20 protein-coding genes are annotated in these 20,070 nt (G+C 74.9%); 6 read left to right on the forward strand and 14 right to left on the reverse strand.

Annotated features, from left to right (window positions below; genetic code table 11):
• Positions 1 to 186 precede the first annotated feature (186 nt).
• Positions 187 to 852: a hypothetical protein gene (locus tag O7606_RS07475; RefSeq protein ID WP_281598337.1), complete on the reverse strand. Its 666-nt coding sequence runs from the start codon at positions 850 to 852 to the stop codon at positions 187 to 189.
• Positions 853 to 1,006: 154 nt separating this feature from the next.
• Here O7606_RS07475 and O7606_RS07480 point away from each other — a divergent pair, with 154 nt between their 5' ends.
• Positions 1,007 to 2,194 (forward strand): CaiB/BaiF CoA-transferase family protein, encoded by a 1,188-nt coding sequence (locus O7606_RS07480; RefSeq protein ID WP_281598338.1) that lies wholly within the window; start codon positions 1,007 to 1,009, stop codon positions 2,192 to 2,194.
• Positions 2,195 to 2,263: 69 nt separating this feature from the next.
• Here the strand turns inward: O7606_RS07480 and O7606_RS07485 are convergent, their stop codons facing one another.
• The 5 genes from O7606_RS07485 to O7606_RS07505 all read right to left on the reverse strand — a co-directional run bounded on the left by O7606_RS07485 (position 2,264) and on the right by O7606_RS07505 (position 5,828).
• On the reverse strand, positions 2,264 to 2,674 hold the full coding sequence (locus tag O7606_RS07485; RefSeq protein ID WP_281598339.1) for a DUF2267 domain-containing protein: 411 nt from the start codon (positions 2,672 to 2,674) through the stop codon (positions 2,264 to 2,266).
• Positions 2,675 to 2,801: 127 nt separating this feature from the next.
• Positions 2,802 to 3,467: a hypothetical protein gene (locus O7606_RS07490; RefSeq protein WP_281598340.1), complete on the reverse strand. Its 666-nt coding sequence runs from the start codon at positions 3,465 to 3,467 to the stop codon at positions 2,802 to 2,804.
• Between the two features lie 112 nt (positions 3,468 to 3,579).
• On the reverse strand, positions 3,580 to 4,551 hold the full coding sequence (locus tag O7606_RS07495) for a pirin family protein (RefSeq protein WP_281598341.1): 972 nt from the start codon (positions 4,549 to 4,551) through the stop codon (positions 3,580 to 3,582).
• A 21-nt stretch (positions 4,552 to 4,572) separates the two neighbouring features.
• A complete protein-coding gene (locus O7606_RS07500) occupies positions 4,573 to 5,460 on the reverse strand; it encodes a helix-turn-helix transcriptional regulator (RefSeq protein ID WP_281598342.1) in 888 nt (295 codons plus the stop codon).
• 128 nt (positions 5,461 to 5,588) lie between these two features.
• Positions 5,589 to 5,828, reverse strand: a complete 240-nt coding sequence (locus O7606_RS07505) for a DUF397 domain-containing protein (protein ID WP_281598343.1) — start codon at positions 5,826 to 5,828, stop codon at positions 5,589 to 5,591.
• Between the two features lie 266 nt (positions 5,829 to 6,094).
• Between O7606_RS07505 and O7606_RS07510 the strand changes: the two genes are divergently transcribed.
• Positions 6,095 to 6,760 (forward strand): GGDEF domain-containing protein, encoded by a 666-nt coding sequence (locus tag O7606_RS07510; protein ID WP_281598344.1) that lies wholly within the window; start codon positions 6,095 to 6,097, stop codon positions 6,758 to 6,760.
• 205 nt (positions 6,761 to 6,965) lie between these two features.
• Here the strand turns inward: O7606_RS07510 and eccB are convergent, their stop codons facing one another.
• On the reverse strand, positions 6,966 to 8,345 hold the full coding sequence (gene eccB / locus O7606_RS07515) for a type VII secretion protein EccB (protein ID WP_281598345.1): 1,380 nt from the start codon (positions 8,343 to 8,345) through the stop codon (positions 6,966 to 6,968).
• Between the two features lie 371 nt (positions 8,346 to 8,716).
• Between eccB and O7606_RS07520 the strand changes: the two genes are divergently transcribed.
• A complete protein-coding gene (locus O7606_RS07520; RefSeq protein WP_281598346.1) occupies positions 8,717 to 9,346 on the forward strand; it encodes a C39 family peptidase in 630 nt (209 codons plus the stop codon).
• A 203-nt stretch (positions 9,347 to 9,549) separates the two neighbouring features.
• Positions 9,550 to 9,714 carry a hypothetical protein gene (locus O7606_RS07525; protein ID WP_281598347.1) on the forward strand — a complete coding sequence of 55 codons (165 nt, stop codon included), beginning with the start codon at positions 9,550 to 9,552 and terminating at the stop codon, positions 9,712 to 9,714.
• Between the two features lie 32 nt (positions 9,715 to 9,746).
• Here the strand turns inward: O7606_RS07525 and O7606_RS07530 are convergent, their stop codons facing one another.
• Positions 9,747 to 10,130 (reverse strand): helix-turn-helix domain-containing protein, encoded by a 384-nt coding sequence (locus O7606_RS07530; protein WP_281598348.1) that lies wholly within the window; start codon positions 10,128 to 10,130, stop codon positions 9,747 to 9,749.
• Between the two features lie 105 nt (positions 10,131 to 10,235).
• Between O7606_RS07530 and O7606_RS07535 the strand changes: the two genes are divergently transcribed.
• Complete coding sequence (locus O7606_RS07535; protein ID WP_281598349.1) at positions 10,236 to 10,886, forward strand: NAD(P)H-binding protein; 651 nt, start codon at positions 10,236 to 10,238, stop codon at positions 10,884 to 10,886.
• A 74-nt stretch (positions 10,887 to 10,960) separates the two neighbouring features.
• Here the strand turns inward: O7606_RS07535 and O7606_RS07540 are convergent, their stop codons facing one another.
• Both O7606_RS07540 and O7606_RS07545 read right to left on the reverse strand, forming a co-directional pair.
• Complete coding sequence (locus O7606_RS07540; protein WP_281598350.1) at positions 10,961 to 12,115, reverse strand: acyl-CoA desaturase; 1,155 nt, start codon at positions 12,113 to 12,115, stop codon at positions 10,961 to 10,963.
• Positions 12,116 to 12,128: 13 nt separating this feature from the next.
• A complete protein-coding gene (locus tag O7606_RS07545) occupies positions 12,129 to 13,220 on the reverse strand; it encodes a ferredoxin reductase (protein WP_281598351.1) in 1,092 nt (363 codons plus the stop codon).
• A gap of 86 nt (positions 13,221 to 13,306) precedes the next feature.
• Here O7606_RS07545 and O7606_RS07550 point away from each other — a divergent pair, with 86 nt between their 5' ends.
• Positions 13,307 to 14,551 (forward strand): helix-turn-helix domain-containing protein, encoded by a 1,245-nt coding sequence (locus O7606_RS07550; protein ID WP_281598352.1) that lies wholly within the window; start codon positions 13,307 to 13,309, stop codon positions 14,549 to 14,551.
• A gap of 16 nt (positions 14,552 to 14,567) precedes the next feature.
• On the opposite strand, the gene O7606_RS07555 is transcribed toward O7606_RS07550, so the two are convergent.
• From O7606_RS07555 to O7606_RS07570, 4 genes are all read right to left on the reverse strand, one after another.
• Entirely contained in the window at positions 14,568 to 16,037 is a 1,470-nt protein-coding gene (locus O7606_RS07555; protein WP_281598353.1) for a HAMP domain-containing sensor histidine kinase, read from the reverse strand.
• Entirely contained in the window at positions 16,034 to 16,726 is a 693-nt protein-coding gene (locus O7606_RS07560; protein WP_281598354.1) for a response regulator transcription factor, read from the reverse strand. Before O7606_RS07560 ends, O7606_RS07555 begins: the two co-directional genes overlap by 4 nt.
• A 124-nt stretch (positions 16,727 to 16,850) precedes the next feature.
• Positions 16,851 to 19,169, reverse strand: coding sequence for an MMPL family transporter (locus O7606_RS07565; RefSeq protein WP_281598355.1), 2,319 nt, complete (start codon positions 19,167 to 19,169; stop codon positions 16,851 to 16,853).
• Positions 19,169 to 19,915: a DUF2993 domain-containing protein gene (locus tag O7606_RS07570; RefSeq protein WP_281598356.1), complete on the reverse strand. Its 747-nt coding sequence runs from the start codon at positions 19,913 to 19,915 to the stop codon at positions 19,169 to 19,171. Before O7606_RS07570 ends, O7606_RS07565 begins: the two co-directional genes overlap by 1 nt.
• Positions 19,916 to 20,070: the final 155 nt, after the last annotated feature.

Raw genomic sequence — 20,070 nt, forward strand, 5'->3', positions numbered from 1 at the left:
ACCCAACCATGTTCGAGGTCTCCTTCACCCACCGTTCGTGGGCAACCACCCGAGGTCCGCCCCTGGCGGCCGTACTGACCGGAATGGTTCGTGGGAAGTACTCCCCTCGCTGAGGCAAGGTTAGGCCAGCCTGCGGGAACCCGCCACATCGGGGCCGGAGAAGATCCACGGGCCCGTCCCCGCTGGTCAGTCCACGTGCCCCTCCTGCTCGTGGTCGGGGGCGAATCCGCCGTCGGCGCCCCCGTCGAGGTGCACGTGCTGATGCCCGAGCCCGGCGTCGATGTTGAGCTGGTCGAGCTGCGCGGCGGCCATCGACCAGGTGACGGTGACCGTCTTGTGCTGCCGCTCCACCAGGGCGTACAGGACGCCGCGCCGGTCGGCGGGGAGGGCGCTGGCCGCCGCGTAGGTGTCGACGGCGACCGCGGCGCCGTCGACAGCCGTCCGGAAGCCGCCGCGTGCGACGTTGGTGCCGGTGCTGCCGGAAGGGTTGTCCGCGTGCCGCTGCTGCGCCTCGGCGACAGTGCGCTGCCAGGCGGAGACCCGCTCGGCCGGCGCCGGCTGCCCGGCCTCCAGCGCCGCGTCCAGCTCGGCCAGGAGCGGACCGAGCTGCCCACCGGTGGTCCGGGCCTGCTCGGTCAGGGTACGGATCTGCTCGCCGTCCCGCCGGGTCTCCTCCGCCCGCAGCTCCGCCACCGCCCGCTCGGTGGCGTCCGGCCGGCCGACCGCCCAGCCGACGAGGCCCCCGAGCAGCGCCGCCACCAGCACCAGCACCGCGGTGAGCAGCACCGCCCGGCGGTTGCCCGGCTGCGGCCGGGGCTGGGCGAACGAGGGCCTACCGGTACGGCGTGACATCGAACGTTTCCTTTCGCCGGACGACTGCGGTGAGGGTACGACTTCGATGCGGAGAAGGCCACAGATCCGCTCGGACGACCCGAACTTTCCTCCGGTCCCGGAAAAGCGTCGGGTGTCCTATGGTGTGCCGGGTGAGGGCAGAGGGAGCCGGCTGATGGCAGAGGGAGACGCGCCCTCCGGCGCCCGCCCGGGCGTCGGCCCGCTGGCCGGGGTGCGGGTGGTGGAGCTGGCCGGCATCGGGCCCGGCCCGTTCGCCGCGATGATGCTCGCCGACCTGGGCGCGGACGTCGTCCGGGTGGACCGCGCCGCCGACGTGCGCCCGGAGGCGTTCGGCGCGCCCCACCCGGACCTGCTCAACCGGGGCCGCCGGTCGATCGCGGTGGACCTGAAGAGCGCCGACGGGCGGGACGTGGCGCGCACGCTGGTCGGCAGCGCCGACGTCCTCGTCGAGGGCTTCCGGCCGGGGGTGACCGAACGGTTGGGCGTCGGTCCCGCCGAGTGCCTCGCGGCGAACCCCCGGCTGGTCTACGGCCGGATGACCGGGTGGGGGCAGGACGGGCCGAACGCCCCGTACGCCGGACACGACATCGACTACCTGGCGCTGACCGGCGCGCTGCACGGCATCGGGCGGGCCGGGGCGGGCCCGGTGCCGCCGCTCAACCTGCTCGGTGACTTCGGCGGCGGTGGGATGCTGCTGGCCCTGGGCATCGTCTCCGCGTTGTACGCCGTCCGGGGCGGCGCGCGGGGGCAGGTGGTCGACGCGGCGGTCGTGGACGGCGTGGCCGTGTTGAGCACGCAGATCCACGCGCTGCGGCGGATGGGGATGTGGCAGGACCCGCGCGGGGTGAACCTGCTCGACGGCGGCGCGCCCTTCTACGACACGTACGCGTGCGCCGACGGACGGTACGTGGCGGTCGGCGCGCTCGAGGAGCGGTTCTACGCCGAGCTGGTCCGGCGTACCGGATTCCCGCTCCCCCCGGACGAGGCGTTGGACCGTGACGACCCGGCGAACTGGCCGGCGTTGCGGCGGGCCTGGGCCCGGCTGTTCCGCACCCGGACCAGGGACGAGTGGACGGCCCTGGTCGGCGACTCGGACGCCTGCCTGGCCCCGGTGCTGGACTGGGCGGAGGCGCCCACGCATCCGCACCTGGCCGCCCGGGAGGTCTTCGTGAGCCACGCGGGCGCGACCCAGCCGGCGCCGGCGCCCCGGTTCTCCGGCACCCCGACGGCGCTGCGTCGCCCGCCGCCGCACCCCGGCGAGCACACCGACGAGGTCCTCGCGGAGCTCGGCTACCCGCCCGAGCGGATCCGCGCCCTGCGGGCGAGCGCCGCCACCGCCTGACCCCGGCCCACCGCGTGCCCCCGGGCCACCCCCCTGATCCCGGCCCACGCGTGCCCCCGGGTCACCGCCTCAGGCCCGGCGGAGGGTGACGCCGGGCGCCATCGCCGGCTCCACCAGGTCCCGGTAGTCGCGGGGGAACTGGCTGGCGAGCTCGTCGAACTCGCCGCCGGTGACCGCCTCGCGCAGGGTGGTGAACACCGCGCGGATGCCGTCGCGGGCCCCGACCAGGTCCAGGTCGGCGCGGCGGCCGACCCGGGCCACGAACTCGGCCGCGCCGAAGCGTTCGGCGTACTCGGTGCTCGGGGTCTTGCGCAGCAGCGACTGCAACGGCTTCGGTAGTTGGGCGGCGAGATCCAGCGCCTCTCCGCCGGTCAACCGCTCGGACAGCGTCTCCAGGGTGGCGTGGCTCAACGTGACGGCCCGGGTGGCGGACGCCCCGGTGCGCCGGGCCACCTGGTCGACGAAGGTGTCGTAGTTCATCCCGGCGTTTCCCTTCGGCTGCGGACGGACCCGGCGGGTACCCGGCGACGATCCGGGAAAACCCGTCCAGGCCGCGGCCGGCCCCCGCGGCGGTGGCGTGGTCACCGCTCCGGCTCGGGTGGCGTGGTCACCGCTCCAGCTCGGCGTACCAGCCCTCCAGGTCCACCCGGGCGAGCGCGCCGACCAGCCAGGCCAGCCGCTCGGACTCACCGCTGCCGACGAGTCCGGCCAGGTCGCCGGCGGAGCCTCCCAGTCCGAGCCGCCGGGCGGCGGTGAGCGCCCGCCGGTCGGCGACCGGCCCGACCTCCTGCCACAGCGCCTGGACCTCCCGGAGGAACAGTTCCACCACGGCGCGGTCCACGCCGGGCAACCCGGCCATCAACTCCCGCTCCCGGGTCGGGTCGTGGTGGGCGACGGCCCGTAGCCGGCGCAGGTCACCCCGGTAGTCGCGCAGCACGGCCACGGCCAGCTCGCCGAGCCGGTCGGCGAGGACGTCCGGTTCCCGCCGGAACCCGGCCGCGCGCAGTACCCCGGCCCGCCGCCCGGGCTCGGACCGGGACAGCCGGGCCGCGCTGTCCCACCCGGCGTCGGCCAGCGCGCCGGTGGCGGCCAGGGCCCGCCGGAAGTCACCCGGCCGGGCCAGCAGCACCGCCATGACCAGCACCTGGAACAGGCTGCTCGGGTTGTTGGTCACCCGGAAGCCGTACGCCTCGGCGAAGCCCCGGCCGCTCCCGGCCAGCCGGCGGGCCAGTCGCTTCCGGTCCCCGGTCCGCGAGGTCACCGTCGTCGCCATGCCCGCGACTACCCGCGCCGTCGCCGGTCACTCCTACCCGCCCGCGCGGCCCAGCCGGGCGCTCCGGCCGGGGCGCTCAGCTCAGCCGGCTGCTCCGGCCGGGGCGCGCGGCTCAGCCGAACACCTGGCCGTGCCGGTCGCGGGCCTTGAGCCGGACGGTGGGCAGCGCCGGCGCCGGCAGCGGCGGATCCGGGTCGTCGGCCACCACCCCGAAGCGCCGGCCGGCGGCCCAGTCCTCGGTGGCGGCCACGAGCTCCTCGTGCGAGCGTCCGACGAAGTTCCACCACATCACCAGCGGCTCCTCGAACGGCGCGCCGCCGAGCAGCAGCAGTCGGGCGCCCGCCCCCTGCCCGACGGTCAGGCTCGTCCGCCCCGGGGCGACGTAGAGCAGCGCGCCGGGCGTCAGGTGGACGCCGTCCACCTCGGCGGCGCCGGACATGACCAGCACGCCGTACTCGAAGTCGCGGCGCAGCGGCAGCCGGACCGGCCCGGCGCTCTCCGGCTCGAGCTGCGCGCCGAGCAGCGGGGTGTGCGCGACCGCCGGGGAACGGACGCCGGACAGCTCACCGACGAGGAGGGTGACGGTCAGGTCGCGCTCACGCCAGCGGGGCAGCTCGGCGTGGTGCCGGAAGTCGGCGGGACCGGAACGGGCCGGGTCGGGCAGGGCGACCCAGAGCTGTACGCCGTGCATCACCGGCGGGCGGGTCGCCGGGGACTTCTCCGAGTGGGCGATCCCGTGCCCGGAGGTCATCACGTTGAGCTGGCCGGGACGGATGTGCTGGACGTTGCCGAGGCTGTCGCGGTGCAGGATCTCGCCGTCGAGCAGCCAGGTGACCGTCTGGAGGCCGGTGTGCGGGTGGGGTGGCACCTGCATGCCGGGCCGCGTCCGGTCACCGACGTCGTCGGGGCCGAAGTGGTCGACGAAACACCACGCCCCGACCATCCGCCGCGTGCGTTGCGGCAGCAGCCGGCGCACGGTGGTGTAGCGGCCGAGCGGCACGTCGTGGCCGGGCAGCAGCACGGTGGCCGGTTCGGCGGGCACGACGCCCGGGGGTCGGGTCTCCGCCGGCATCGCACGCTCCATCCGCCGACCCTACCCGCCGGGTCAGGAGCGGTGCAGATCGTCGAGGATGCGGGCGAGGATGTCGGGCGTCCGCTCCGGCGGCTCGGCCTCGACGCAGAGCCGTTCCATCGCGGCGGCGTAGTGGTCCACGTCGTCCCGCTTGTCCAGGTAGATCGCGCTGGTCAACTGCTCGATGTAGACGATGTCGGGGAGGTCCTGGTCACCGAAGCGCAGGATGCTGAACGCCCCGCCGGCCGCGGCGTGCCCGCCGGCGTCGAACGGGACGACCTGGAGGCGGACGTTCGGCACCTTGGTCGCCTCGATGAGCGCGCTCACCTGACCGCGCATGACCTCCTGCCCGCCGATGGGGCGGCGCAGCGCGGCCTCGTCCACCACCGCCCACAGCAGTGGGGCCTCCGGCCGGCGCAGGACCTGCTGGCGTTCCATCCGCAGGCCGACCCGGCGGTCGATCTCCGCCGCGCCGGCCGCGCCGTGGCCGAGCATGACCACCGCCCGGGCGTAGTCACGGGTCTGCAACAGGCCGGGGACGAACTGGACCTCGTAGCTGCGGATCAGCGCCGCGGCGGCCTCCAGGCCGAGGTACGACTGGAACCAGGCCGGCAGCACGTCGCCGTAGCGGTGCCACCAGCCGGGGTTGTTCGCGTCGCGGGCGAGCTTCAGCAGGGCCTCCCGCTCGATCGGCTCGGTGACCCCGTAGAGGGTGAGCAGGTCGGCGACGTCACGCTCCTTGAAGCCGACCCGACCCAGCTCCATCCGGCTGATCTTCGACTCGGAGGCGCGGATCTCCCACCCGGCGCCCTCGCGGGTCACCCCGCTGCTCTCCCTCAGCCGTCGCAACTGGGCGCCGAGCAGCATGCGTAGCACCGTCGGCCCGGTCGCCGGACCCCCCTCGGCTGGAACCGTCGTCACGTGGCGCCCTCCGCTTGCCTGCGCTCCCCAGCCGGGCACCCCCGCCCGGCTGACGTGTAAGCATGCCATGAACCCAGAGTCAGGCGTAGTCAGCCGGACGGGCCCGCGGGCGGCGCTGGCGGACGGCCTCAGTCGATCAGGTGGTCGAAGTCCCCGTCCCGGGCGCCGAGCAGGAACGCGGTGATCTCGTCGACCGTGTAGATCAGCGCCGGCCCGTCGGGGTGGCGCGAGTTGCGCATGGCGACACCGGCGCCGTTGGGCAACTCGGCCAGCTCGACGCAGTTGCCGCTGGGATTGCTCCGACGGCTCTTCTGCCAGTTCAGCGGAGGCAGGTCGGTGCTGGAAACGCCGTTCGGTGGCTGCTGCATGAGGAGACTTTCGTTCGGAGCCACCCGCTACCGTACGGAGCGGAGCGGCGACGACGGGTGCGAGAAAAACCAACCAATCGGCAGATGCACGTGCATCTGCTATTGCATCTGCATTGGACAGCGAGCATGATAACGCAAGTGGACGGTACCCATCCGTTCACTTTGAGTGACCCAAACCTGGGTGCGACCAGGGGAAACAGGGTCCGGCGCAGGGGTGCCGGGCCGCTATGTGGCGCACCCGCGGACGCGATGACGGGGGGACGTCGGTGCCGGATCCGTTCACCATCGTGTCCGGCATCTGCGCCGCCGGAGCCGTCGCCGCCGGTTTCCAGTTCCGCCAGCGCGCGGCCCGCGCCGAGGCCCGGATCGAGCTGCTCCAGGCGGAGTTGACCGCCGAGCGGCACGCCGCCAGCCACGATCCGCTGACCGGGCTGCCCAACCGGCGCGCCTTCTACCGCCTCGCCGCGACCCTGCTGACCGACGCCACCGGCCAGCCGCTGATCGCCGTCGTCCTCGACCTCGACGACTTCAAGCAGGTCAACGACCGATACGGGCACGCCGCCGGCGACCAGGTCCTGATCAGCGTCGCCGAACGGTTCGCCGCGTTCGCCGGTGACAACCTGGTCGCCCGGCTGGGCGGCGACGAGTTCGCCGGGCTGCTCGCCAGCCCCACCGTGGACCACCGCTGGATGGAGCACGCCGCCCGGCGGCTCAGCGACGCGCTCGCCGTCCCCATCCAGCACGGCGCGGTGAGCCTGCGGGTGACCGCCTCGGTCGGGCTGGCTCCGGTACGCGGTCCGGCGCAGCTCTCCGACGCGTTGTGTCGCGCCGACGCGGCGATGTACCGGGCCAAGAGCCTGGGCGCCGCCCGGCCGACGCGGCAGCTCCTCGACACCGGGCTCCACGGAGACCCGTTGACCGTCCACCACTGACGGCCGTCCCGATTGAGGTGTCCCCCATTCCCCCCTTGGGGGACGCCCGGACGGTTCCGGGGCTTCCGACTCCCGGCGGTTCACCCCCCCCCACCGCCGGGGTCGGGAGCCCCGCCTCAGTCGACTTCCCGCGCCACGGGACGGCCTGCCGGCCCCGGCGGGCGGGGCGGGTCGGCTGACGGGCGGCCGGCGGGACGAGAGCGGGTCAGGCCGGGGCGGCCACCTTGCGGGCCGCCTCCGGGTCCAGCGCGCTGCCGGCGGGGACCAGGCTGACCAGGCCGGCGGGGAGCCGCACCGGACGGACTCCGGCGTAGCCGAGCATGCCCAGCACCTCGGTCGCGGACACCACGTGCCGCCGGCCGAGGTCGGTGACCACCGAGACCGCTCCGCCCGTCGCCCCGGGCGCGGCGACCGACTCGACGACCGCGCCGCGCCCCGGCTCGACCACCACGTGGTCGGCGACGACGCCGTCGCCGGTCTCGCCGGTTCGGGGCGTGGCGGTCAGGTCCGGCACGGTCGCGCCGACCCGTACCTGCCGGATCCCGCCGTCGTCACCCACCTGGCCGCAGATCGCCCCGGCGTCGGGGCGGACCAGCCGGGGTGGGCTGGCCGGTGGCGCGCTGTCCCCGGTCGGGACGAGGTCGGGCAGCTTCGGCAGCCGGGCGAACCGGCCCAGCGTCAGCGGCCGTGGGTCGCCCTGACCGGTCCGGGCCAGCAACAGGGCGGCCTGCAGGGCGGTGATGCCGGCCAGCCCCGCCCGGTCGACGACCACGTGCTGACTCTCGCCGCCGGAGTTGGTGACCAGGTAGACGTCCCCGATGTCGGCGTCGGGGACCTCGTCGGAGGGTTTCCCCGTTCCGGGCAGGTCCAGCGGGGCCAGGTCCGGCCCGGCCGGCAGACTGTCGAGCAGCGCCGGGGCCACCGGCACCGCCCGTTGCCGGGTGGCCGCCAACGCGGCGAGCACCCGGTTGACCTCACGTAGCCGGTAGCGGCGTTGGTGCCAGACGAGATGCAGATCGCCGCCGGGGTGCCGCAGCAGCACGGCGTCGTCGCCGAGCGCCCGGCCGTCCCGGGCGTCCGTCCCGACCAGCAGCGCCGAGCGGGGCGCCCCGGCGTCCGGGCCGGGGATCGAGCAGACCGTCCACGGCGTGGTGGCGAGCCGCCCGGCCGCCGGCAGTGAGTCCGGCGCGTCGGGAATGCCCAGCGGCAGCCCACGCGGCACGCCGTCGATCGACTTGCGGGACACCAGCACGGTCTTCGCCTGGTCGGCGCCGATGATCAGCAACGCGGACGCGTAGTTCGACACCGGGTGCAGTTTCCCGTCCCGGTAGACGAACCGGGCCCCGGACTCCTTCTCGACGACGACGGCACGTTCGTCCCGCCATTTCGAGCCGCCGCCGGCGAAGAGGCCGTACAGCGCGGCCCCGCCGAGCACGATCGCCGCGACCAGCACGCTGGCCAGGGCCGCGCCGGCCAGCCGGCGGAACGGGGAGACCGCCGGGTCCGTCTCCCGCATGACCAGGGCGGCGACGGCCCGTTGGAGGGTGAACTGGTACGAGTGGAGCTGATCCTGCCGCGACGGCATGCCATCCCTTCCCCGTGGTCGGTCGGGCCATAGGATAAGCGCCGTGCCCGGTTTCCGAACGGCCGTACCGTTCGCACGCTCCGCCGCCTAGCCCGACGCGCGCCGGTTCGGGCCGGGTGTCCGGTCAGCGGCGCCCGGCGCGGCGGAATGGATACCCACCCGACGGCGTTGTACATGGGCCACGGCGCGAGCACCAACGCGCCTCACCCCGACCCCGCGCCCCCGGAATGCCTCCCGGCCAACAGCCGTTACACCCCGACGCGCCACCGAGCCACCCCCGGCCCGACAACCGCGCGCACCCCCACCACAGGCCCCCACCCCCCGGGTCGACCCGCGCCACCCCCAAACCCCCAACGGAAGAGGGAGTCACCATGACCACCATCATCCGTAACACCGCCCTGACCATCGCCGGCGCCGCCATCACCGCCGGCGCCATCGCCGCCCCCACCACCGCCCTCGCCAACCCCACCACCATCACCACCGACCGCAAACCCAACAGCGAACGCCACCTCACCATCCGCTACGAAGCCCAACCCAACTTCTACTACTGCGGCCCCTCCGCCGCCCGCAACGCCCTCACCGCCCTCGACAAGAACCCCAGCGTCGACGAAGCCGCCAAGAAGATGGGCACCACCGAAGCCGGCACCAACTCCGCCGCCGACATCACCAACTACCTCAACACCGAAACCAACGGCAAATACCGCACCATCGAAATCCCCACCCCCACCGCCGACACCACCCAGACCCACAAGATGCGCGCCGACATCATCAACGCCATCGACGACGGCCGCGCCATCGTCACCAACATCGCCGGCACCGCCACCGACACCGACGGCGCCACCCACTCCTTCGAAGGCGGCCACTACATCAGCGTCGTCGCCTACCGCGACAACGGCGACACCGTCAAGATCGCCGACTCCGCCAACCCCGACCACGCCTCCTACTGGATCACCACCGAAGCCCTCGCCGACTGGACCGCCACCCGCGGCTACTCCGCCTGACACCCACACCACCGGTGGGCCGACCCCCGACAACAGGGGGCCGGCCCACCGGCATGCCCACCCACCGGTCACCGGAGCACGCCCGGGCCCGGCGGATGCGCCCGGTCGGCGACCCGGCAGGCCCGGAACGGGTGGCATAGCGTCCCGGGGACGGGGAAGTCAGCGCGGACCCATGCCGTCCGCGCAGCACCCGGGAGGCCACCATGCGGACCCTGCTCGTCGTCGTCGGAATCGTCGCCGCCGCCCTGATCCTGCTCGGGCTGCTCCTGGAAGCCGCCCGGTGGCTGCTCATCATCGGCGCGGTGGCCCTGCTCGCGGTGTTCGTGCTCGCCCTGGTGAAGGGTCGCCGGGTGACCTCCCGCCACTGACCGTCAGCCACCGGCCGGTCGGCGTGCCGTGCTCAGGCCACCGACCCCTGGTCGGATCGCCGCGCGTACGCCCGGCGGGCCTCCCGCAGATCGTCGCGGTGCGCCGCGGCCCAGGCGCAGCAGGTGTCCATCAGCCGCGACAGCTCGTGCCCCAACGGGGTGAGCGCGTACTCCACGCGGGGCGGATTCTCCGGATGGGCGGTGCGGGTGACGAGCCCGTCGCGTTCCATCGCGCGCAGCGACTCGGTGAGCACCTTCGGCGTGATGCCCGCCAACGGGGCCTGTAGCTCCGAGAAGCGACGACGACCGGTCGCCAGACAGACCATGATCCTGCCGGTCCACTTGTCGCCGATCCTCACCAGCGACGGAGCGCCGGGGCAATCCGCGAACATGGCGGGGTCGAGTGGCTCGCTCACCCCGGTCAGGGTACCGACTATCGTTGCGGTAACCAGGGTGCCCCCGGCTAGCGTCCCGGCCATCCGTCGGGAGTCGTTTCCCGACCTGGCCGATCGGAGCACAGGGTGAGCAGGATCGTCGTCTTCGGCGCGGGTGGCAGGGCCGGTCGTCGGGCGGTGGCGGAGGCCACGTCGCGCGGTCACCGGGTCACCGCCGTCGTGCGGGACACCGCCAGGCACGCCGACCTGGCCGGCGGGCTGGTGACGGTCGTGGCGGGCGACGTCACCGATTCGGCCGGCGTCGCCGCCGTCGCCGCCGGCCACGACGCGGCCGTCCAGGCGGCCTACCAGCCGGACCTGCCGGCCGCCGAGTTCTTCCCCCGGGCCGCCCGCGCGCTTGTCGACGGGCTGACCCGGACCGGGGTGGGCCGGCTGGTGGTCGTCGGGATCGGCGCCAACCTCGAGGTCGCGCCGGGCGTGCCGGTCCACGACACCCCGGCCTTCCCGCCGCAGGGGCGGGACTTCTCCCTGGGTCACGTCGCCGAGTTCGAGGTCCTGCGGGACGCCGACGGCGCGGTCGACTGGGTGGTCCTCGCCCCGCCGCCGGTGGTCCTCGACCACGAGGCCGAGCGCACCGGGCGGTACCGGACCGGCGGCCGGCGGGTGTTGCCGTCGACCGACGGCGACCCGGCGTTCTCGTACGCCGATCTCGCGGTCGCCCTGATCGACGAGATCGAGCGCCCCCGGCACCACCGTCGCCTGGTCGCGGTCGGCTGACGTCGCCCCTCGCCGGCCACCGGGCCGTCACGCCGCGTCCGACCCGCCGCCCGAGGGACCGGGACGTCCGGTCGTCAGCCCACCAGTGACGGCTCGGCGGTCGCCGGCGTCGGGCGGTCGTCCACCGGCAGACGCTCGGGGGCGGGCCGGTTCGGCAGGGACAGCCGGATCACCTTCCACCAGGCGGAGGCCACCTGCCGGGGCAGCGGGCCCGTGGTGTACGACAGGCCGTACCGCTGGAAGATCTTCCGCACCTCGGGGGCGATCTCCTGGTAGCGGTTGCTCGGCAGGTCGGGGAAGAGGTGGTGCTCGATCTGGTGGGAGAGGTTCCCGGCCATCAGGTGCAGCAGTCGGCCGCCGCTGATGTTGGCGGAGCCGAGCATCTGCCGCAGGTACCACTCGCCCCTGGTCTCGCCCTCGATGGAGGTCTTCTCGAAGGTCTCCACGCCGTTCGGGAAGTGCCCGCACATGATCACCGAGTGGCTCCACACGTTGCGCAGCAGGTTGGCGGTGAAGGTGGCCGCGAGGGTGCTGAGGAAGGAGGGGCCGGACAGCAGCGGGTGCACGACGTAGTCCTTGAGCACCTGTCGGCGGATCTTGCGCCCGACGGCCCGCAGCCGGGTCCGGAAGACCCGGTCCCGGGTGGTCTTCTCCTGGAGGTGCCGGCCCAGTTCCATGTCGTACGCGGCGATGCCGTACTCGAAGAAGCAGGCGTTGAGGAGGTTCCACAGCGGCTGGCCGAGGTGCATCGGCCGCCAGGGCTGGTCCTCGTCGACCCGCATGATGCCGTAGCCGAGGTCGTTGTCCCGGCCGACCACGTTCGTGTACTTGTGGTGCAGCTCGTTGTGGGACTGCTTCCACTGCTCCGCCGGGGAGACGTGGTCCCACTCCCAGGTCGTCGAGTGGATCTTCGGGTCACGCATCCAGTCCCACTGGCCGTGCAGGACGTTGTGCCCGATCTCCATGTTCTCCAGGATCTTCGCCACCGTCAGCCCGGCGGTGCCCACCAGCCAGGCCGGCGGAAAGAGCGAGAAGAGGAGCACGACCCGGCTGCCCAGCTCCAGTTTGCGCTGGGCGCCGATGACCCGGCGGATGTACGCGGCGTCCCGCTCCCCCCGGCCGGCGATCACCCGGTCACGGATCGCGTCGAGCTCGGCGGCGAGCGCCTCGATGTCGGCCGCGCTCAGGTGCGCGATCGGGTTGTGTGGCTTCTTCTGGATAACGGTCACGGTCCGACTCCCGTCACAGGTCGATGTCGCAGGGGCCGGCCGCCGCCGACACGCAGGTCTGGATGAGCACGCCGTCACCGGGCAGCGCGGTGGTCAGCTCGCCGGTGCGCAGGTCGCGTACCGCCCCCTGGCGCAGCGGCAGGACGCAGCCGAAGCAGATGCCCATGCGGCAGCCGGACGGCATCAGCAGACCAGCCTCCTCCCCCTCGTCGAGCAACGCGCGGCCACCGTCGGCCCGCACGGTCACTCCGGCCCTGGTGAAGGTGACCTCGCCGCCCTCGCCGGGGGCGATCACGGTGGGCCGGAACCGCTCGGTGTGCAGCCGGTCGGCGACCCCGCCGGCGGCCCAGTGCGCTTCGAGGGCGTCGAGCAGGCCGACCGGCCCGCAGGCCCAGGTCTGCCGGTCGAGGTGGTCGGGCACCAGGGCGCCGAGGGACGCCGGGTCGAGCAGCCCGTCGGTGTCGGTGTGCCGCTCGACCAACCGGATCGTCCCCCGGGCGGCCAGCCCCCGCAACTCGGGCCCGAAGATCACGTCGTCCGGCCCGGGGGCGGAGTGCGCCACCACGACGTCGGCCCCGGCGAGGACGCCGGAGCGCAGCATCCCGACGACCGGGGTGATGCCGCTGCCGGCGGTGACGAACAGGACCCGCTCCGGCACGGCAGGCGGGAGGACGAAGTCGCCCTGCGCCTGGTCGAGCTGGACGATCGTGCCGGGCCGGACCCGGCGGACCAGGTGGTTGCTCACCCTCCCGTCCGGGATCGCCTTGACGGTGACGGTGAGCAACCGGCTGCCGGGCCGGGCCGGGGAGGTCAACGAGTAGGCCCGCCACTGCCGGACGCCGTCGACGTCCACGCCGAGGCGGACGTACTGCCCGGGGGCGTGGCCACGCCAGTCCCGGCCGGGCCGGATCACCAGGGTCGCCGCGTCGCGGGTCTCCGGACGTACGGCGAGGATCCGGCCGCGCAGGTCGGCCCCGGCGCGCAGGGGCGCCACCAGGTCGAGGTAGTCGTCCGGCAGGAGGGGGGTGGTGACCGCGCCGGCGAGCCGCAGGAGCCGGTCCCGGAGTGGCACCCGGGGGGACGGGTACGGGACGGTGGTGGTCATGTCACCATGGTGACCGGCTGCCAGGAATAAAATCTTGGCTGGTCGAGGTAAAACGACCACCTCTTCTTGTGCGGAGCGAACAAATCATGGTGGAGAGTTCCCGCGCCAGCCGGGAAGCCGCCCGGCTGGCCCTGGACGAGCGGATCGCCCAGGCGTTGCAGGCCCGCCTGCCGATGCTCGCCGAGCGGACGGTCACCGCGATCACCGCCGAGGTGCCCAGCTACTCCGGCACGCTGACCGGCCAGATGCGCGACAAGATCTCCACCGCCGTGCAGATCGCCCTGGGCACCTTCCTCAACCTGTTGGCACAGGCCCCGGGCAGCGACCCGAGCATCCCGCTGACCCCCGCGCTGGAGGCCGCGTACACGCTCGGCAGCGGGGAGGCGCGCTCCGGGCGCAGCATGGACGCGCTGCTGGCGGCGTACCGGATCGGGGCACGGGTGGCGTGGCGGGAGATGTCCACCATCACCGTACGCGGCGGGCTCTCCGCCGCGACCGTGGCGGAGTTCGCCGAGCTGCTGTTCGCGTACATCGACGAGCTGTCGGCGGCGAGCGTGGCCGGGCACGCCGACGAGCTGGCCAGCGCGGGCCGGGCCCGGCGGCGCAACCTGGAACGGCTCGCCCAGCACCTGCTCGCCGGCGAACCCGAGGAGGTGCTGCTGGGCAGCGCCGAGCGGGCGGGCTGGCCGCCGCCGCAGACGCTGACCGCCGTCCTGCTGCCCCGGGCCAACCTACGCGCCCCGCTCGCGCTGCTCAGCCCGCACACCCTGGAGTCCGGCGAGGACCTGCCCGGGGCGGCGCCGGACGACGAGACCGCCGTGCTGCTCGTACCGGACATGCACGGCGCCCGCCGACGGCAGCTCACCCGGGTGCTGCACGGCCGGCGCGCGGTGCTCGGGCCGGCCCGGCCCTGGCCCCGGGTGGCCGCCTCGTTCCGGCGGGCCACCCGGGCGCTGGCCCTCGGCGTCGACCCACCGGCGGACGGCGCCCCGCTGGACACCGAGGACCACCTGGCCGAGCTGGTCCTCACCGCCGACCCGGAGGGGCTGGCCGACCTGCGCGCCCGGGCGTTGGCGCCGCTGGCGGCGCTGCCGCCGGCCAACGCGGCGCGGCTGGCCGACACCCTACGGTCGTGGCTGCTGCGCCACGGCCGCCGCGAGGACGTCGCCGCCGACCTGTTCGTCCACCCGCAGACGGTCCGCTACCGGCTGGGCCGGCTCCGCGAGCTGTACGGCGACCGGCTCACCGACCCGGGGGGCGTGTTGGAGCTGACCCTCGCCCTCGCCTTCTGGGACAGCGGCAGGGAGGGGCCCCTTCCCGACGCCCCGTGACGAGGGGGCGACCCGGCTAACCCGAGGCGGGCAGGGTGAACCACACCGTGGCGCCGCCCCCGGACACGGCGGCCGGGCCGCCGTCGGGCGCAACGGCCGCGTTGTCGTCAGGCGCGGCGACCGGGCCGCCGTCGGGCGCGGCGACCGGAGCGCCCTCGGGCGCGGCGGTCAGGCCGACCTCGCCGCCGTGGGCGGCGACGATGCCGGCCACGATCGCCAGCCCCAGGCCGCTGCCGCCGCCCCGCCCCGGCTCACCCTGGGTGAACCGGTCGAAGGCCCGCGCCGCCAGGGCGGCGGGGAAGCCGGGCCCCGCGTCGGTCACCCGGACCCGGACCCGGTCGGCGACGACGGTCACCTCGACGGTGACCGCCGCCCCGGGCGGCGTGTGGGCGCGGACGTTGGCCAGCAGGTTGGTCAACACCTGACGCAACGCGTGCTCGTCCCCGGTGACCGGGGCGGGGGTCGGGGCGCGCAGCGTGGCCGGTCGTCCCGGCTGCACGGCGAGCAGGTCCGCCAGGCAGTCGCGGGCCAGCACCGCCAGGTCGACCCGGTCCCGCCGCAGGCGCGGCTCGGCGTCCAGCCGGGCCAGGTAGAACAGGTCGTCGAGGATGCGGCCCATCCGGACGGCCTCGTCCTCGCTGCGGGCCAGCACCTCGGCCCGCCGTTCCGGCTCGATCATGTCGTGCCGCAGGATCTGCAGGTAACCCCGGATCGAGGTCAGCGGGGTCCGCAGCTCGTGGGAGGCGTCCGCGGCGAAGTCCCGCAGCCGTTGTTCGGAGCGGGTCCGGGCCGCGATGGCCGCCTGCAGGCGGGCCAGCATGCCGTGCACCGCGAGGGTCAACCGGTCCGCCTCGGTGCGCGGAACACCGGCGCGGACGCCGTGCAGCGACACCTGCCGGCCCAGCTCCCCGTCGGCGATCGCGGCGGCGGTCGCGGTGATCCGGTCCAGTGGTCGCAGCCCCCGGACCACCAGCAGCCGGGCGAGGACGGCGAGCAGTGACAGCGCCGCCGCCCCGGCGGCCAGCTCCACCAGGACGAGCCGTCGCACGGTCTGCCGTACCGGGGTCAACGGCAGCGCGATCAGGACGACGGCCGCGTCGGCCCGTACGGTGACCGCCCGCCACTGCCCGCCCACGTCCACCGGGACGGACACCCCGTCCGTGGTCGGCGCGGTCACCTGGTCGACCAGCGGGACGGCCGGCGGGGGCGCGGCGGAGATCCGGGTGAGCGTGCCGTCCGGATGCCGGATCTCCACCAGGTAGTCGGAGGGCGCGACGGCCGCCCGGACGGCCCCGCCCGGTTGGCCGGTGAGCAGGCCGGCCCGGGAGGTGACCACCGCGGCGGCCGAGCGGAGCTGGTCGTCGGTGCGGTGCACCAGATAGGCGCGCAACGCGAACGTGCTGACCAGCCCGGCGGACAGCAACGCGAGCGCGGTGAGGCCGACCAGCCCGAGCAGCAGGCCACGACGCAGCGGCAGGCGGTTCATCCGGGCGCCCGCAGGGCATAGCCGAAGCCCCGGCGGGTCTCGATCAGCGGAGGTCCCCACGGGTCGAGCTTGCGACGCAGGTACCCGATGTACGTGTCGACGACGTTGGAGCCGCCGTCGAAGTCGTACCGCCACACCGCGTCGAGGATCTGCGCCCGGGAGAGCACCCGGCCCGGGTTGAGCATCAGGTGCCGCAGCAGCTTGTACTCCGTCGGGGACAGCGACAGCAGGTGGCCGCCACGGCGGGCCTCGCAGGTCTCCTCGTCCAACTCCAGGTCGGCGTAGCGCAGCACGCCGGGCGCGGCGCCGGGAGCCGAGCCGATACGCCGCAGCACCGCGCGGACCCGGGCGAGCAGCTCCTCCACCGAGAAAGGCTTGGTGACGTAGTCGTCCCCGCCGTAGGTCAGCCCGGCGATCCGGTCCCGGGGGGCGTCGCGGGCGGTGAGGAAGACGATGCCGACCTCGTGCCCGGCGGCCCGCAGCGTCCGGCACACCTCGAACCCGTCGGAGTCGGGCAGCAGCACGTCGAGCACCACCAGGTGGGGCCGGCACTCGTCGGCGCGACGCAGCGCCTCGGCGGCGGTGCCGGCGGTGACCACCTCGAAACCGTGGAACCGCAGCACGGTGGCGAGCATGTCGACGATGTTGGGCTGGTCGTCGACGACCAGCACCCGGACGGCGGCGTTCATCTCGCCCCGATCAGACCACGGACGGCTGGGAGTTCGATGAGAGTTCGGTGGGGTGACCGTCGGCGCGCCGGCCGACGCGGGCGGGACGGGCCCGCCCGCCGGTCAGGGCCCGCCCGGCCACCGGTCAGGGCCCGGCCACTCCGGCCGGGGTCGGGGCCGGCTCCACCGGCCGCCGGTGGCTACGGCGGCCCGGGTGCCACCAGTTCGCCCGGCCGAGCAGCGCCATGGTGGCCGGCACCAGCAGGGCCCGGACCACCGTGGCGTCCACGGCCACCGCGACCGCCATGCCGAGGCCGAACATCTTGATCACCGGATCGGTGTGCAGCACGAAGCTGGCGAACACCGTCACCATGATCAGGGCGGCCGAGGTGATCACCCGTCCGGTGCCGGCCAGGCCCAGCCGGACGGCGGCCCGGTTGTCCCCGGTGGCCCGCCACGCCTCCTGCACCGCGGTCAGCAGGAACACCTCGTAGTCCATGGACAGCCCGAACAGCAGCGCGAACAGCATCACCGGCAGGTAGCTCTCCACCGGCACCGGACCGGACAGGCCGGTGAGCTGCACGCCCCAGCCCCAGGCGAACACGGCGGTGAGCACGCCGTACGCGGCGCCGATCGAGACGAGGTTCATCACGGCCGCCTTCACCGCGACGACCGGCGCCCGGAACGCCACGTACAGCAGGACGGTGGACAGCCCGACCACCACGCCGATCACCCACGGCATCCGCTCCCGGACCCGGTCGGCCAGGTCCACGCGGGTGGCGGTGGCCCCGCCGACGTGCACCTCCGCGCCGGCCACGGACACCTGGCGCAGCGCCCGCACCAGCTCGGCGGTGGCCGGGTCGCTCGGGGCCGTACCCGGTTGGACGCTCGTGGTGGCGACCCGCCCGCCGTCGGCGAGGCGCAGCGGACCGACGGCGGCCACGCCGGGCGTGGCACGCGCCTGCCCGGCCAGTTGCTCCAGGCGCGGGTCGGTGTCGCCGGTGGCCGGGGGCTCGAGGGCCGCGACGACCGTGAGCGGACCGTTCACGCCGGGTCCGAACCCCTCGGCGAGCAGGTCGAAGCTGGTCCGGGTGGCGCTGCCCGGCGGGTTGTCGCCGGCGTCGAGCTGGCCGAGCGTGAGGGTGGCGGCCGGGGCGGCGAGCGCCGCGAGCAGCGCGGTGGCCAGCAGCGCCCAACGCCACGGCCGGCGGGTGACCCGGTCGGCCTGCCGGGCCCAGCCCGTCTCCCGGCCGACCGACCAGCCCGGCACGGTCCCGCCCCCACCGCCGACGCCCGGGAGCGGGCCGGCGTCGACGGTCGGGAGCCGGCCGGCGTCGACGGTCGGGAGCCGGCCGGCGTCGGTGAGAGCGGTCGGCGGCGCGTCGGCGGCGGGGTCCGACGCGGGTGGCGCGGAGACGGTCCGACGGCGTACGCGCAGCCGGTCGACGCGCGGGCCGAGGACGGCCAGCAGCGCCGGCAGCAGCGTGACCGCGCCGAGCACGGCGACGACCACCACCAGGCCGGCGGTCCAGCCGAGCGTGCCGAGGATGGGCACCCCGGCCACGGCGAGCCCACCGAGGGCGATGACCACCGTGCCGCCGGCGAACACGACCGCCGCGCCCGCGCTGGTCATACTCTCGACCAGGGCCACCGGTCCGGGCGTGCCGCCGGCACGCAGCGCCCGGTAGCGGGTGATCAGGAAGAGCGCGTAGTCGATACCCACGCCGAGACCGATCATGGTGGCCAGGTTGCCGGCCACCGACGGCACGGCCACCAGGTGACCGGCCAGGCCGACCGCGCTGAGCGCGCAGAGCAGCGTGAACAACGCGGTGACCAGCGGCACCGCCGCCGCCACCAGGCCACCGAAGGCGAGCACCAGGACCACGGCGGCGACCGCCAGCCCGAGCAGCTCGGAGGTGTGCGAGCCGCCCCGCTCGGCCGCCACCGCCAGCACGCCGCCGGGCACCGTCTCGATGCCGGCCGCCCGCGCCGGCCGCGCCGCGTCCGTCACCGCGACGCTGAGCGCCCTGTCCACGTCGCGCGGCGGGACGTCGAGCCGGACGCTGAGGTAGCCGGTCCGGCCGTCCGCGCTGAGACTGCCGGCGCGGGCGTCCACCCCGTCGACCCGGGTAACCTGCGGCACGGCGGCGATCGCGGTGGCGCTGCGCTCCAACGCCGCCCGACGGGCCGGCTCGTCCAGCCGGCCGGTGTCGACGTGCACCACCACCTGGCCGGTGCTGCCGGTCGCGCTGCCGTCGGACTCGGCGAGGTCGCGGGCGACCTGGGCGTCGCTGCCGGGCAGCGCGACGTCGTTGTCGACAGGTCGACCGAGGACAGCGACCGAGCCGACCAGCGCCACGGCCAGGAGCAGCCAGACGGTCAGCACCCAGCACGGCCGCCGCGCGCACCACCGGCCCACCTGGCACAGCGCCCGGTGCACCGGGCTGTCGGGTCGGGTGTGCATCAGGCTCCTCCGCACGTGCCGCCGCGCCGACCGGTGTCGGTCGCGGCCATGGTCAGGTCGTGCCCGGACAGGCTCAACCGCAGGCCGTCGTCGACGACGTCGACGCCTCGCCAGGTCAGGCCCTCGGGCAGGTCGGGCAGTGGCCGGGAGAGGTCACGGCCGCCGGTGATCCGGTCGACGATCCCCGGGCCGGCGCTGCGGCGCACGCCCAGCACCTCGATCTCGGTGGGGGTGACGGTCAGCCGGCGGTCGGCGACCGTGGGGCGGGCGAGCACGGTCACCGGCAGGCGCTGCCCGGCCACGGCCGCGTCGGTGTCGATGCCGAGCAGCCCGTTCACCGCCCGGTAGCGCACCTGACGGCCGGCCACCTCGGTGGGCAGCGCGTCGAACCCGACCTGCACCTCCAGGGTCAGCCCGCCGATCCGGGCCGGCTGGTCGTCGGGCAGTCGCACCTCGGACAGGGTGGCCGCCACCCGGGCGGCCCGCAGGTCACCCCGCTGGACGTCCCGAGCCTCGGCGCTGAGCCGGTCCACCCGGCCGGCCAGCACGTCGGGCAGCACAGGGAAGCCGTGCACCCGGACCCGGGGCGGCTCGTCCAGGCCCGCCACGCAGGCCAGCCGCCCGGCCAGGCGACCGGCCGCCGTCCGGGCGACCCACCGGTCGGTGACCACCGCCGCGGTCAGCGCCGTCACCGTGAGCAGCGCCGCCAGGGCGGTCAGCCGCCGCCGGTTCCGTGACCATCGCACCCGGCGATCAGATCAGCGCCGGCTGGAGGTACGAACCGAGCCGGATGAGAAAACGATGGGAGTCCGGTCCGGGGCGGCGTGGAACCGCGCCTGCCGGATCGGTCGCCGGTCGCGTCGTCACGGGCGCGGACCTGTGACGACGCGACCGGCCCCGG

The sequence above is a fragment of the Micromonospora sp. WMMD882 genome (assembly GCF_027497255.1).
GTDB lineage: Bacteria > Actinomycetota > Actinomycetes > Mycobacteriales > Micromonosporaceae > Micromonospora.

Excerpts from the sequence above, each read along its gene's own strand:
- O7606_RS07550 (WP_281598352.1), top strand. The coding sequence starts at position 13,307 with ATGGTGGAGAGTTCCCGCGCCAGCCGGGAAGCCGCCCGGCTGGCCCTG.
- O7606_RS07525 (WP_281598347.1), top strand. The coding sequence starts at position 9,550 with ATGCGGACCCTGCTCGTCGTCGTCGGAATCGTCGCCGCCGCCCTGATC.
- O7606_RS07490 (WP_281598340.1), bottom strand. The coding sequence starts at position 3,467 with ATGGCGACGACGGTGACCTCGCGGACCGGGGACCGGAAGCGACTGGCC.
- O7606_RS07560 (WP_281598354.1), bottom strand. The coding sequence starts at position 16,726 with ATGAACGCCGCCGTCCGGGTGCTGGTCGTCGACGACCAGCCCAACATC.
- O7606_RS07505 (WP_281598343.1), bottom strand. The coding sequence starts at position 5,828 with ATGCAGCAGCCACCGAACGGCGTTTCCAGCACCGACCTGCCTCCGCTG.
- O7606_RS07475 (WP_281598337.1), bottom strand. The coding sequence starts at position 852 with ATGTCACGCCGTACCGGTAGGCCCTCGTTCGCCCAGCCCCGGCCGCAG.
- O7606_RS07555 (WP_281598353.1), bottom strand. The coding sequence starts at position 16,037 with ATGAACCGCCTGCCGCTGCGTCGTGGCCTGCTGCTCGGGCTGGTCGGC.
- O7606_RS07520 (WP_281598346.1), top strand. The coding sequence starts at position 8,717 with ATGACCACCATCATCCGTAACACCGCCCTGACCATCGCCGGCGCCGCC.
- O7606_RS07545 (WP_281598351.1), bottom strand. The coding sequence starts at position 13,220 with ATGACCACCACCGTCCCGTACCCGTCCCCCCGGGTGCCACTCCGGGAC.
- eccB (WP_281598345.1), bottom strand. The coding sequence starts at position 8,345 with ATGCCGTCGCGGCAGGATCAGCTCCACTCGTACCAGTTCACCCTCCAA.
- O7606_RS07495 (WP_281598341.1), bottom strand. The coding sequence starts at position 4,551 with ATGGAGCGTGCGATGCCGGCGGAGACCCGACCCCCGGGCGTCGTGCCC.
- O7606_RS07480 (WP_281598338.1), top strand. The coding sequence starts at position 1,007 with ATGGCAGAGGGAGACGCGCCCTCCGGCGCCCGCCCGGGCGTCGGCCCG.
- O7606_RS07485 (WP_281598339.1), bottom strand. The coding sequence starts at position 2,674 with ATGAACTACGACACCTTCGTCGACCAGGTGGCCCGGCGCACCGGGGCG.
- O7606_RS07565 (WP_281598355.1), bottom strand. The coding sequence starts at position 19,169 with ATGCACACCCGACCCGACAGCCCGGTGCACCGGGCGCTGTGCCAGGTG.